The 13,115-nt window shown below is 39.3% G+C and carries 16 protein-coding genes; 7 read left to right on the top strand and 9 right to left on the bottom strand.

Translation table 11 applies throughout. The features are described 5' to 3' along the window. Positions 1-7: 7 nt before the first annotated feature. A complete protein-coding gene (gene rplA, locus IGI92_RS06490; protein WP_005229790.1) occupies positions 8-697 on the bottom strand; it encodes a 50S ribosomal protein L1 in 690 nt (229 codons plus the stop codon). Between the two features lie 100 nt (positions 698-797). Beyond that, positions 798-1,220: a 50S ribosomal protein L11 gene (gene rplK, locus IGI92_RS06485; protein ID WP_005229787.1), complete on the bottom strand. Its 423-nt coding sequence runs from the start codon at positions 1,218-1,220 to the stop codon at positions 798-800. A gap of 318 nt (positions 1,221-1,538) precedes the next feature. Between rplK and sdaAB the strand changes: the two genes are divergently transcribed. Further along, positions 1,539-2,204: an L-serine ammonia-lyase, iron-sulfur-dependent subunit beta gene (gene sdaAB, locus IGI92_RS06480; RefSeq protein ID WP_005229781.1), complete on the top strand. Its 666-nt coding sequence runs from the start codon at positions 1,539-1,541 to the stop codon at positions 2,202-2,204. Positions 2,205-2,217: 13 nt separating this feature from the next. Continuing rightward, a complete protein-coding gene (gene sdaAA, locus IGI92_RS06475; RefSeq protein ID WP_430608317.1) occupies positions 2,218-3,090 on the top strand; it encodes an L-serine ammonia-lyase, iron-sulfur-dependent, subunit alpha in 873 nt (290 codons plus the stop codon). Positions 3,091-3,244: 154 nt separating this feature from the next. Here the strand turns inward: sdaAA and IGI92_RS06470 are convergent, their stop codons facing one another. The 4 genes from IGI92_RS06470 to rpmG all read right to left on the bottom strand — a co-directional run bounded on the left by IGI92_RS06470 (position 3,245) and on the right by rpmG (position 5,862). Then, a complete protein-coding gene (locus tag IGI92_RS06470) occupies positions 3,245-4,735 on the bottom strand; it encodes a DUF1576 domain-containing protein (protein ID WP_008379789.1) in 1,491 nt (496 codons plus the stop codon). A gap of 129 nt (positions 4,736-4,864) precedes the next feature. Continuing rightward, complete coding sequence (gene nusG / locus IGI92_RS06465) at positions 4,865-5,407, bottom strand: transcription termination/antitermination protein NusG (protein ID WP_005229769.1); 543 nt, start codon at positions 5,405-5,407, stop codon at positions 4,865-4,867. Between the two features lie 119 nt (positions 5,408-5,526). Next, positions 5,527-5,697 carry a preprotein translocase subunit SecE gene (gene secE, locus IGI92_RS06460; protein WP_005229766.1) on the bottom strand — a complete coding sequence of 57 codons (171 nt, stop codon included), beginning with the start codon at positions 5,695-5,697 and terminating at the stop codon, positions 5,527-5,529. A gap of 12 nt (positions 5,698-5,709) precedes the next feature. Further along, complete coding sequence (rpmG, locus tag IGI92_RS06455) at positions 5,710-5,862, bottom strand: 50S ribosomal protein L33 (RefSeq protein WP_005229764.1); 153 nt, start codon at positions 5,860-5,862, stop codon at positions 5,710-5,712. Positions 5,863-6,017: 155 nt separating this feature from the next. On the opposite strand from rpmG, the gene cbpA reads away from it, so the two are divergent. Next, on the top strand, positions 6,018-6,656 hold the full coding sequence (gene cbpA / locus IGI92_RS06450; protein WP_008379786.1) for a cyclic di-AMP binding protein CbpA: 639 nt from the start codon (positions 6,018-6,020) through the stop codon (positions 6,654-6,656). 83 nt (positions 6,657-6,739) lie between these two features. On the opposite strand, the gene IGI92_RS06445 is transcribed toward cbpA, so the two are convergent. Together IGI92_RS06445 and IGI92_RS06440 are read right to left on the bottom strand one after the other, a co-directional pair. Beyond that, positions 6,740-7,249 (bottom strand): QueT transporter family protein, encoded by a 510-nt coding sequence (locus IGI92_RS06445; RefSeq protein WP_008379785.1) that lies wholly within the window; start codon positions 7,247-7,249, stop codon positions 6,740-6,742. Between the two features lie 628 nt (positions 7,250-7,877). Further along, complete coding sequence (locus IGI92_RS06440) at positions 7,878-8,576, bottom strand: hypothetical protein (RefSeq protein ID WP_430608316.1); 699 nt, start codon at positions 8,574-8,576, stop codon at positions 7,878-7,880. 367 nt (positions 8,577-8,943) lie between these two features. Here IGI92_RS06440 and IGI92_RS06435 point away from each other — a divergent pair, with 367 nt between their 5' ends. Further along, positions 8,944-9,471 (top strand): FUSC family protein, encoded by a 528-nt coding sequence (locus IGI92_RS06435; RefSeq protein WP_016621330.1) that lies wholly within the window; start codon positions 8,944-8,946, stop codon positions 9,469-9,471. A gap of 58 nt (positions 9,472-9,529) precedes the next feature. Here IGI92_RS06435 and bsh read toward each other — a convergent pair whose 3' ends face one another. Next, positions 9,530-10,504, bottom strand: a complete 975-nt coding sequence (gene bsh, locus IGI92_RS06430; RefSeq protein WP_005236690.1) for a choloylglycine hydrolase — start codon at positions 10,502-10,504, stop codon at positions 9,530-9,532. A 393-nt stretch (positions 10,505-10,897) separates the two neighbouring features. Between bsh and IGI92_RS06425 the strand changes: the two genes are divergently transcribed. From IGI92_RS06425 to IGI92_RS06415, 3 genes are all read left to right on the top strand, one after another. Then, positions 10,898-11,410, top strand: coding sequence for a membrane lipoprotein lipid attachment site-containing protein (locus tag IGI92_RS06425; protein ID WP_142425319.1), 513 nt, complete (start codon positions 10,898-10,900; stop codon positions 11,408-11,410). A 16-nt stretch (positions 11,411-11,426) separates the two neighbouring features. Beyond that, positions 11,427-11,675, top strand: a complete 249-nt coding sequence (locus IGI92_RS06420; RefSeq protein WP_005236692.1) for a hypothetical protein — start codon at positions 11,427-11,429, stop codon at positions 11,673-11,675. Positions 11,676-12,136: 461 nt separating this feature from the next. After that, positions 12,137-13,108, top strand: a complete 972-nt coding sequence (locus IGI92_RS06415) for a diacylglycerol/lipid kinase family protein (protein WP_430608312.1) — start codon at positions 12,137-12,139, stop codon at positions 13,106-13,108. Positions 13,109-13,115 lie beyond the last annotated feature (7 nt).

Genomic DNA, 13,115 nt, shown 5'->3' with positions numbered 1-13,115 from the left:
TATTAAATTAGAAAGAAGCTTGTTCTACATGGATTCCAGGACCAAATGTTGTTGTAACTGAGATATTTTTCATGTATTGCCCTTTTGCTGCTGAAGGTTTAGCTTTCAACAATGTTTCATGGATCGTTTTGAAGTTTTCAATCAATTTGTCATCTTCAAAAGAAACTTTTCCGATTGGTACGTGGATGTTCCCAGCTTTGTCAACACGGTAAGTAACTTTACCAGCTTTTACTTCGTTAACTGCTTTTGTTACGTCCATTGTTACTGTACCAGTTTTAGGGTTAGGCATCAAACCTTTAGGGCCTAATACACGACCTAATTTACCAACAGTAGCCATCATGTCAGGCGTTGCAACAACAACGTCAAAATCGAACCAGCCACCTTGGATTTTTTGAACCATATCGTCGTCACCAACGAAATCAGCACCAGCTGCTTCTGCTTCTTTGGCTTTATCGCCTTTAGCAAAAACTAAAACTGTTTGTGTTTTACCAGTACCGTTTGGTAATACAACCGCGCCACGGATTTGTTGATCCGCTTTTTTAGGGTCTACGTTTAATTTGTAAGCAACTTCAACCGTTGCGTCGAATTTTGCAATATTTGTTTCTTTTGCCAAAGCTACTGCTTCTTCAACTGAATAAGCTTTTGTAGCATCAACTTTTTTCAATGCTTCTTGCATTTTTTTGCTTTTTTTAGCCATTTTGTTTCCTCCTTGATGTGGTTATAACGGTAGAACCTCCCACGTGTCCCATATTTTTCAATATGAAGCCGACTGAGAAGCTACTTCCTTAGGGCTGTAATTATTCTACAGTGATCCCCATGCTTCGTGCAGTTCCTTCAACCATGCGCATTGCTGCTTCAACGTCAGCTGCGTTTAGGTCTTCCATTTTCAATTCAGCGATTTCTTTTACTTGATCGCGTGAAACTTTTGCAACTTTTGTTTTGTTTGGTTCGCCTGAACCTTTTTCAACGTTTGCTGCTTTTTTCAACAATACTGCTGCTGGTGGTGTTTTTGTAACGAAAGTAAATGAACGGTCTTCGTATACAGAGATCACTACTGGAATGATCAAACCTGCTTGATCAGCTGTACGAGCATTGAATTCTTTAGTGAATCCCATGATGTTGATACCCGCTTGACCTAGCGCAGGACCTACCGGCGGAGCTGGTGTTGCTTTACCTGCAGGAATTTGCAATTTAACGATTTTTTCTACTTTTTTTGCCACGAGACATACCTCCTTGAGTCCGTGATGTGGTTAATTGGAGATCCAAATTTCTCCTCCCACTTTGGTGATTCATGTGCACACACAAAAAACGTGTGACGAAAGCACACTGGAATATTATAGCATCTTTATGGAATAATTCAAGGTTTTTCAGCTGATTTTTTTGAAAAAATGCTCACCAGCGCTTTTCGTTAGTCCATCGCTAAAAAAAGAAATAAAAATCACTTGCTTTTGGTCTGCTTTTTTCATTCTCTCATTTTTTTATGCTACACTACTACTGGAATTCTTCCCTATTCGTTTACTACTATCGAGGTGAAAAAAATGGAACAATTAAAATACCGCAGTGTATTTGACATAATCGGACCCATCATGGTGGGTCCCAGCAGTTCTCATACCGCCGGTGCTGCCCGGATCGGAAAAATCGTTCGCAGTATTTTTGGCGAACAGCCAGACAGTGTAGATATCCTGTTGTATGAATCGTTTGCTAAAACCTATCGCGGTCATGGAACCGATATTGCGTTAGTTGGCGGTCTCTTAGGCATGGAGCCAGATGATGCTCGCCTAGCGGACTCTTTAAAAATCGCTTATGAGAAAGGGATCGAAGTCTTATTCGTCCCTAAAAAAGAAAAAGCGGAACATCCGAATATGGTCAAGATGATTTTGACAAAAGGTAGCCACAAACTATCTGTCACTGGCATCTCGATAGGTGGTGGCAACATTCAAATCTCAGAGCTTAACGGCTTCAAAATTTCTCTGACACTGGGTACCCCTACTTATGTGATCGTCCATCAAGATGTTCCGGGAATGATTGCGAAAGTAACCAATTTACTATCAGAGGCTCAAATCAATATCGGTACGATGACCGTTACGAGAGAAGCTGTCGGTGATAAAGCAATCATGATCATCGAAGTCGATCAGCGCAATGATCAGCTGGCGCAACAAATCAAAGTTTTGCCGCACGTTTACAGCGCTGCGTATTTTGATTAAAGGAGATAAGCACATGTTCTATACAATAGAAGAGTTAGTAATAGAAAGTAAAAATTATCCTTCCGTTGCAGAGATGATGATTGCGATCGAAGCAGAAAATACTGGTCGTAGTCGCGAACAAATCCTTGCAATCATGGAAAAGAATTTAGTTGTTATGGAACAATCAGTCGCTGAAGGTGTCGCTGGTGTAAAATCGGTGACGGGATTGACCGGCGGCGATGCGACTCGCATGAACGACTACCTTGCTGCCGGTGATTTTTTAAGCGGAGAAACCATTCTACAAGCGGTCCAAAATGCCATTGCAGTCAACGAAGTCAATGCGAAAATGGGCTTGATCTGTGCAACACCGACTGCCGGTAGTGCGGGTGTTGTTTCTGGTGTATTGATGGCCGTACGTGAGCGTTTGGCACTGACTCGAGCGCAACAAGTCGACTTTTTGTTTACAGCCGGCGCCTTTGGCCTGGTGATTGCCAACAATGCCTCGATTTCCGGTGCCGAAGGCGGTTGTCAAGCAGAGATCGGTTCTGCTAGCGCAATGGCAGCGGCGGCTTTGGTTTGTGCAAAAGGTGGCACCCCCCACCAAGCGGCTCAAGCGGTGGCGATCACCCTCAAGAATATGATGGGCTTGATTTGTGACCCTGTCGCGGGCTTAGTCGAGGTCCCCTGCGTGAAGCGCAATGCCCTGGGATCTTCCCAGGCCTTTATCTCTGCCGACATGGCATTAGCAGGAATCGAAAGTGTCATCCCACCTGATGAAGTGGTCTTAGCGATGTATCAAGTCGGTCGGCAAATCCCTAGCATTTTCAAAGAAACGGCTGAAGGCGGTCTAGCCATGACGCCGACTGCCCAACGCCTACAGGCAGAAATCTTAGAAGCCAATCGTTGATGTTTTTTTAGAAATGAACACGAATAAAAACCAACCAAGAACAACCAATCGTTGCTTGTTCTTGGTTGGTTTTCATTTTCCCATTATTTCCAACGACGAAAAGGCAAGCACTCCCTACTTGTTAAACAAGTAACAAATGACATTGGCGGTTTTTCTACTCCCACTCGCCTACCCTATAGTGTTTCTTTTGGGCAACGGGTTTTAATACCTTCACAGGCTCGGAAAATTTAGGTTTTCCTTCTGTTTGATCCAATGGGACCAATGGCTGCTCGCTTTCTTGTGCTTTCAAGTCCATTTGTGGTTTTTCATCCTTGGTAGCTTGCGCCTGATCGGCTGATTTTTGCCAAAGCTGTTTGCTGAGATCCAATAAGGGAATGATCATCATGGCGACTAGCCCGCCAGAAAAACCATTGTTATACAGATTCAAACCTCCATGTAAGAAATCAATATTCAGTACCATTGAGGCGTGCACAAAACCGACCACCAAGCCGCCTTTCCAGCCATAGGCATTTGTTACTGCACAGAGCATCATCGCAAAAATCGCTGACGTGACTGTAACCGTCTCGTTGATGGTGTATACGCTCAATAGATTGGCAATCGTCACCCCTGCCAATAAAGGCAGCGAGTTAAAGACATGAGAGCCACAAGCAGAAAAGCCGATGACGCAAAAGATCGCACCGATAACTGGTCCATTTAAAACCGCACCAATACTGACGACATATGCCACAAGCAAAAACGTCATCAATCCCATGTTGATCATCGTATTATAAACGCCGGTATCACGTAAGATATCTCGTTCGATTTTGCCACTATGAGACCAAATCGCTCGCATATTCAATCGTTTTTTCTTGATTGCCATCAGCGACCCATAGCCTACGAACACACTTCCTAAAACCAGCATCATGAGAATCAAACGCGGCTGCTGTTCTTGCGACACCAATGTTCTTAGCTCAATCGTTAGGCCAAACATCCGACAGATAGCGGCGACTAATGTACACAACATTCCTGAAGTGAATCCAGCACTGTATAAACTGACGCTTTGAAAAAGTCCTTGAAAATATAAGGCCATGGGAACCATCAAAAAACCGGTAAAAATTCCAATACCGTACCCCATCACCAAGCTAAAATAAGGCGGTAGTGAGTCATTGAATGCAAAATAGCTGACGATTGGAGAAACCGACGATCCATACAATGCAATCAACAGAAATTTTTTCAATGGTTCATTCATAAAATACGAATACAGACGGACGCCTAAAAATATCGGGATAAAATTTAGTAGATTTTTCCCAAAAAAACCATACCCAGTCACCATAAAGATAGCAGACACCGCGCCTCCTGTGATCGGCACCCGATAATGATAGCAAATCGAGATCGCTACAAACGTCATCAAACTGCTGTTTAATAAAGCCGACCCTACAGAAGTCATAGCAATATAATCTGTCACAAGATGACTTTCCGAAAATAAAATCAACTTGAGCTCTTCGACTGCCACCCTTGGATCGAAAAACAACATGGCAAAGAAAAACAGCAGCAAATTAAAAAGAAACAACAAGCTATACCCATTATGTACAGAGATCATCCCTTTAGTATGGGGATGAAAATCATTGTGAAACTTTACTCTAAAAAAAGCAAATAATTTTGACATAAGACCCCTTCCTCTTATAAAGCGCTTACTCATTTTGAGGAAAAAAAGTGGGCCAACGAATTGGTCCACTTTATTCTCATTACTGTTATTTTACCGTAAATGAGCCGTTCATGCTAGTCTATCCAGCAGTTAAATTTTATCTACTTGCTCAAAATCAAGTTCTGTACTGGTTTCACGACCGAACATATCGATGTTCACTTTTAGTTTTTGTTTTTCTTCATCGATTTCTGCTACTTGTCCTTCTAGACCAGAAAACGCACCTTCGATGATTTTGACGGTTTCGCCAATTTCGACTTCCAGTTCAACTGTCCGAGTACTCATACCGATCGAACGTAAAATTGAATTGATTTCTTCTTGTAATAAAGGCGCTGGCTTGCTTCCTGCACCATGAGAGCCAACGAAACCTGTTACCCCAGGAGTATTACGTACAACGTACCAAGATTCATCCGTCATGACCATTTCAACTAATACATAGCCAGGAAATGTTTTATGAACGATTTCTTTGGTTTTGCCGTTTTTTTCTTCTGTTTCTACTTCTTCGGGAACGACGACACGGAAAATATAATCACCCATCCCCATGCTTTGTGCACGTGACTCTAGGTTCGCTTTTACTTTGTTTTCATAGCCAGAATACGTATGTAGTACATACCAATTTTTTTCAAAAGATTCCATTTTTTTCGGACTCCCCATCTTTTTTGTAAAATAAAAAAACCTCAGCTGCACCGAAGTTTTTCCTCAAAGCGATTATAGCACGATTTGTGATAAATGACTAGCGCTATCAGTAAGAAGTGTTACTTTAGGATCCAATTGAAGACCGTTTGAATCAGTGTGTCCATCACAAAGAACATCAATGCAAAAATAATGGTTGTTTGAATCACCACAAATGTATCTTTGCGTAATTGTTTTTTTGATGGCCAAGAAACGTTTTTCATTTCTTCAACAACATTTTTCAAAAATTTCATTCGATTCCCTCCTTACTTCGTTTCACGATGCAAAGTATATTGATTGCAATACTTGCAAAATTTGTTGATTTCAAGGCGTTCGCCTTTTTTACCTTCACTGACTGATTTTGAATAGTTGCGGGATCCGCAGACAGAACAAGCCAAAGCAGCTTTTTTCGTTGCCATCTTAGTGTCCTCCCCCTTTTTATAAAGTTTTCCAACACTAAAAATACCATTTATTTAAGATTGTGTCAATTTTTGATTTTCTGTCGTATAAATATAGTTTCTGCTGATTTTGTGGTATGATAATGGTGTTAAATGGGTATTTGGGAGGGAAAATTATGTTATTAAAAACAATGGTTTACAAAAAACGCGATTTAACAACGGTAAAGGAAACAGCTACCTTAGAAGAAGCGCTGGCAATTTTAGAAGAGTCTGGTTATCGTTGTGTGCCTATCCTAGATGAATCAGGAAAGATTTTTAGAGGAAATATTTATAAAATGCACATCTATCGCCATAAAGCAAATGGCGGTGACATGACTTTACCCGTCACCTATCTGCTAAAAAATGCGACGAAGTTCATTTATGTCAACTCTTCATTTTTTAAGGTTTTCTTTACAATCAAAGAATTGCCTTATATTGCGGTACTAGATGAAAACAATCAATTTTACGGCATCTTGACTCATAGTTCCTTATTGAATATGTTGTCACAATCATGGAGCGTCGAACAAGGAAGCTATGTGTTGACGATCGCATCAACAGGTCAACAAGGCGACTTAGCGGTTATCTCAAAAATAATCGCAAAATACAGCAGTATCGCTAGCTGTATCACTCTCGACATCGGTAAAGACGAATTTATTCGTCGTACGATGATCACTTTACCAGCAAACACATCAAAAGAATTATGCGACAAGATCGTGGCGCAACTAGAAGCGAAAAACTTCAAAGTTGTGGAGATCGAAGACTTAAAAGCAGAATAAAATAAAAGATCATTCCTTCATTTCTTAGGAATGATCTTTTTTCTTGTTTTTTGAGAACCATCAAAGCAAAAAACAAGCTTTTTTTACACGCGCTTATCGAAGCGAACGGCACGATTGATGATATACATCACCGGTGCCGTAATCGTCATTACAATAAATTCACTCAATGCCGTTGTTGCAAATGTTGGCCAGAAAGGCAATGCTAAGGTGATATTTAGCATAATCGCAATCAGGAACATACTTAATGAAAAAACAATGGTATTAAATGCCAGTCTTACGAAAACATTTGGAATCTTCTTATATACCAATGCAGTTGCTCCTAAAGCCAAGAAGCTTCCGAAACCGCCGAATACGACATCCAAGATCCCCATTCCAAAGAACATGTTATACACTACAACCCCGCCAACGACACCCCACATCAATTTTCTGTTGAAAACGACCAAGTGATTCAATCCTTCAGATATCCTAAATTGAATCGCTCCTGAGGCAACGGGTGAGACTAGAACCGTTACAGCAACATAAAGTGCCATAATGATCCCATTGGCTGCGACGACACGCAAACGTTGATTGGTTAGATTTGTTGATTTTTCCATTTGATCCCTACTTTCTCCGAGTTTTGATTACGCGGGATGGTTGATGAACCGCGGTGCGCTTCGCACAAGTACTTATTATACACATTAATAGCCATATATCAATGTTAAACCGGCCATTTAATCCTCAAATCATCTCGAAATCACCTGACAAAACTTTATGCAGATGGAATTGCTCCCTCTATTCCTTCATCCGTTGATTCAAAGAAACACTTCGCAGCTTTCATTTTCTAGCCCTATTCGACTATCAATGAATCATCCATCGTCAGATTTCCTAATGGCTTGTGATTCAATCTTTACCCTTGAAAGAGATGGGAAAAATATTATTTTTACGCCTACCGAAGAAATGAACGATGAAGATGGTGGCTTTGTGTTGAAACCTCGCTAAATCAAGGCGCATCTCGTGATGAAAGGTTAAGTGCTGAATTACTTTAAGATTCGTCGGATCTACGCACAGAAATCATCTTGAATACGTAAAACATCCCTTTTCGCTAACGGAAAGGGATGTTTAGAATGAATCAGACGATTCAGTTACTTTTTGATCAAAAATAGCTTTCTTCTCGTTGCCTCGTTACCTTTTTGGTAAAGCAATTTCTCATAGATGTTTACTCAGCGAATGCCTGCCACACCTCTATTTAGCTGGTCGAAAGCCCGCTTTGTAGGCTTCCACCTCTGTCTTGAACATCCGAATTGGACTGGTCGTTTTATTATAATATTGACTCCTCGGTATATGATAAATCTTTTGTTTGGAGCCTTTGATCAGCCCTTTGCCCCGTTTGTCTACATATTTTTTCAGTCCATCTCTAAATGCATCATTCGTCGTTCCAGGTGCTTTCCCACCTTTTTTCACCAGTTTGACCTGGATTGCTTCCAGTTGAAAACCAAAGCCAGACGTTCCTGAAGACTGTCCGTTTTTCGCCCACCCCATCCAGCCAAATTGTTGTGCATTGACTCGATAATAGACATCGTAATACTTAGCGATCTCACCGGTGAGTTTGATTTGGATCGCCTCCAACCGTTGTCCTTTTCCACTTGTACCAGACAGAGTCCCATTTTTTCTAAACGATTTTTCCCAGCCTTGTTTCTGAATGGAGGTTTTATATTCAATATTCCCTTTGTATTTTTCGTTAGTAATTTTTATCTTGATTGCTTCAAGTCGCTTGGCTTTCCCTGTGGTCCCTGACGTCTGACCGTTTGTTTTCCATGATTGCCACCCTTGAGACTGGATATTTGTTTGATAGCTCACACTTGGTGAAGATGCAGCAAAAACTGTCATCGGAAAAACAACAAAGCCAAGTAAAAGAACAAATAGTATGGACACTTTTTTCATTTTAAACCCTCCTTATTTTGATTATCTCAATATAATATCTAAAAAAAAAACTTTTTATGAACAATAAATATTTTTTTATCAAAACACTTATTTAAACGTTGAACAGACTGAGAAATAAAAAAAGGAGTCTTAAGCGATGGCAACGAAAGTCAATTCATTTAGGGTTGGGGTCACTTATTGTATTCCTTTCAACACTCAAAGTTCAAAATTGCATGGTATCAAGCTAGCTTCTCGACGACTGATAAAATTTGCCTGTCAACGTACGATGAAAGAATCGTTGTTCATTTTTCTGAAAATCTAAGCAATTGACCGTCTGCAATGTGGTATAATCGACTTCGTTGAAATTTATTTTGAGAGGATGGCATGATTGAACTTATTTGGATTGACCTTTGGCTTAAGAAATGTAAAAACTGGAATCAGTGTATTCCTCTGTATTTTGGTTAGTGTTCTTTTGAATCGTGAAACCTACGTCGTATCAACGATCACAGCTGTTTTCACATTAAGAGAAGATCATGAGAATACCGTCAAATACGGGAAACATCGGATTGCCGGTAACAGCTTCGGCGCAATCGCTTCTGTATTTTGTATTGCGATATTTAACTTTTTCGGACATTCGTCCTTTATTCAAATGATTGCAATCCCTTTAGTGATCATGTTAATGATCGCTTTATTGGTCAAATTTGATTACTCCGAGGGAACAGTTGGTGCTTGTGCCACACTATTGACGATTTTATTTATGATTCCTCAAACTGAATCTTACTTGTATGCTTTTAATCGAATTGTTGATAGTTTTATCGGCATGACGATTGCAATATTGGTGAACCGCTTTTTTCCATTTCCGAATAAAAGTACCGCAGGGACGAAGACGACAACAAATGAGAGTGATTCATTTTAAAAATGAAAAAGAAAAAAACCATCTCAAAACAGCTTTGAGATGGTTTTTTAAGAATGGATCAGTTACTGAAAAGAACTTGTTGGTCTTCAATTAATGGATAAGAAATCGGTACATTACCTTCCAAATCTTCTTTATTCATATCAACTGCAACGATTTGACTATTTTCATACGTACGATAGTAATAGATTCCTTTATCTGTATTGCAGCAAGAAGAATAAATCGTGTACTCATAGCGCTCATTGCCTATGTCACAAAGTCCTTTTTGTTGCTCAACCGAACCTAAAATATGGAAGAACTGACTAATGCTTTCGGATTCAGATTCTCCAGAAACGGAATTCAATCGGGTAAAAGCTACTTTGACAAAGCGAGACATCGAAGAAAGATCTCCTGGCAGACCTAAGCCGCCCATTCCACGACTATATTCATCAAAATCCACCTTGTCAGAAAAATGAGTTTCCGGAGTTTTCGATGATAACACACGGTAATTATTCAAATTGAACAATTGATAGTCAAATGGTGGATTATTTGTCAAAACTCCCACCGGATTTTCATGAATATGAAGGCCATCACTCATACTTTCCACAACGATGGCACTTTTTTTATCAGCAATCATCCAATGCAAAGGCGATAGAGGCAAATCTTCACTAAAATTGATCCGAACGAGATTGACATTGGCTAATAGCCCTTTTACCTCTTCGACAGTAGCGCATTGTCCTAAGAGCCATGGGATGAACTCAAAAGGCGTAACATTCTCTTTTCCTTCTTGAAATTCATTGTAGACAGCATTTTCTGGAAAATTCAATCCAGCGATACCTAAACCTTTTTCATTGACCGCATCATAATACAGTGGATACTCAGCGACACCAGCAGCAATCCCAATCATTGCGTAATGGTGATCTATTTCACTTACTTTGCGAAATTTGAATGGATAATTTCTCGGAGTAATGGTCACTACTTCTTTATAAGAAACATCATAATCAAAATTTCTGCCAAAATAATGATCTTTCGTTACATAAGTTAACGCAGTACACATAATACTTCCTCCTAAAATAAGTTTTTTACACTTCTAATTTACTCCTATCGCTTTTTTTTAACAAGGAAAAAGCAATAAATAATAATAAAAAAATAATTAGATATATTATAGTTATTTTAATATCTTTTCTCAATAAAATGCAAACCTTTCGAATTTTTACACAAAATAAAAAAACGCTTTTTTTATCACTATTTATAACAATACGCATAATCATAGTTAAATAATGTTTAAAATAACCAGATACTTCTTTATTCGTGAGGCTTTTCAAGGTAAAATAAATAAAGTATCTAAAAAAGAAAGGATATGTTCTTTTTTAGATACAAAAAAATATTTCTTCATAAATTATAATATAAGCAAAATATTACAATTTATTTTGAAAAAAAGGGTTTAAAAATGAAAAAGATTTTATTTGGTTTTGTACTAGTATCCACTTTATTCCTGGCTGGTTGCTCTAGTGAAGATGTGGAAAGTGATACTGTCGAATCGTCACAACAAACAACTGAAACAACAATGGAAAGCTCCGAAGATTCTGAGGATGTCGCTGCTTCTGAAGAAGAAGAGATTGAAACTAATGAGAGCTCAGGAGAAGAAATTGACAGCCAAGCGAATGAGCAAGCTTCTGATGAATTGGAAGCACAACTTGAAAAATTATCTGATACGTACGCTGATCTGATCGCAGAAGTTGAAGGGTATATTGCCAATCCTGAAACTTATGATTTGTCCGCTTACACTTCTGTTATGCGTAGCTACACTGATTTGATGAGAGAATTTCAAACAACCACTGAGACAATTGAAGCGGCTGATCTAGGTGACGGCTGGGCTTACTACGATATCTATATGGATATTTTAGAAGAATCTGTGAAACTAACTGAAGCCTTCGCCAATCTACCAGAAATGCAGCAATAACTAAAGGGGCTCTCCTATGAAAAAAGTACTAATTAAGCTAGTACGGATTTTATGTGTGATCACAATAATCCTTAACATACTAGGCACCTCTGCTTTATTTTATCTTGCCCATACTCAAAATTTACTGGGATTTATGTTTCAAACATGGCAAAATAATCCGTTTAATTTTAGTAATTACGATGTGCTGATAATCAATAATGCGATTATATTTTTAGTGGTTCCAATTTTGATTTTAATTTTTGTGAAAAATCCAAAAAAAGAATGACTGCTACTTTCTAAAAGACATAAAAGCAAAATCGTATGAAAACTCGGTTTTGCTTTTCCTTTATCTTTTATTTAAACTATTTAAATTTATCTAAAAGACAACAACCAAATCATGTAAGCGATTGCTAAAAGAGAAAAATGTGCTATACTATAAGTGTAAGGAGCAAGGATTCCCAGTAAAGCAGACGAAGCAGGTTCTGCAAGAAAAGAATTGTTGTCAACTTAGAATAAAAGACAAAGGATGTGGGAATTTGAGTTACTCCTTACTAATTGAATAGGATTCGGCGATGGGCATCATTACCTGAGGATCAAAGTGGACATAAGAACCTTTGAAAACCCAGAAAGCACAATCGTCGAATCTATTTTTTTGCTCTTTTTTCAGGCATCGTCTCCCCGCCTTCTGTCGAAACATGCTATAATTAACCGCATTGAACGAAAAAACGATATGGAGCTATTCATAAAATGAACTATTATTATCACTTCCTCGTAAACCCTGCTTCAGGTAGTGGACGAGGAAAAAAAGCGGCGGAACGTGTGCAAAGAATCGTAAAAAAACATCGTTTCCCCCATCAAATCTACCTAACCAAATCACCCGGCGACGAACGGAACATCACCAGAAAACTCTTAAAAGAACGCCTTTTACCTTGGGATGATGTCTATTTAGAAAATGGCGAGATGCTTTATCCATTATTGGTGGTTATCGGCGGTGATGGAACGCTGCACCAAGTAGTATCAGAGTTACAACTTGAACAACAACAAATTCCCGTTGCTTACATCCCCGCTGGCTCGGGAAACGATTTTGCGCGAAGTATCGATCTTCCACGAGAGCCGGAAAAAGCGTTTTGGAAAATTGCCGGTACTACTAAGCCCCAAGAATTGGCCATTATCCGCTATGAAGAGCAGATCCAAGAGGAAAACGGCATCGCTCTTAATAATGTGGGTATTGGTCTTGATGCGGCAATCGTCTATACCACCAATCACTCTGTGGCAAAAAGCAGTCTTAATAAGTTCAACCTCGGCTCCTTTTCCTATATCGCTGCAATTATCCGCGTTTTGTTTCTTCAAAGAGGTTTTCCGATCTTAGTCGAGTGTAATGGGCAACAATTCAGTTATAAAAAAGCTTTTTTGTGCACCACGACCAATCATCCTTACTTTGGCGGCGGTGTTGCAATCGCCCCAACCGCTTCAGTCAGAGAGAAAAAGTTTGATTTCGTACTCGTTGAGCGTGTGTCGATTTTCAAGATTTTCTGGCTGATCGGTTTACTGATGCGTAAGAAACACATGAATTCACGCTACTTTCATCATCTCTCCACGTCGAAGCTGAGAATTATCTCTACCGTGCCCCAACATGGACAAGAAGATGGCGAAGAAATGGGCCAACGTCCCTTTGATATTACCTTTACTATTGCCAATCAATTATTTTGGTGCCCATAAAGAAAAC

This window comes from Enterococcus sp. DIV2379 (genome assembly GCF_050542965.1).
In the GTDB taxonomy this organism is placed as follows: domain Bacteria; phylum Bacillota; class Bacilli; order Lactobacillales; family Enterococcaceae; genus Enterococcus_D; species Enterococcus_D entomosocium.
The sequence above is the reverse complement of the archived record's forward strand: the minus strand, read 5'-3'. Positions and strand labels throughout refer to the sequence as shown.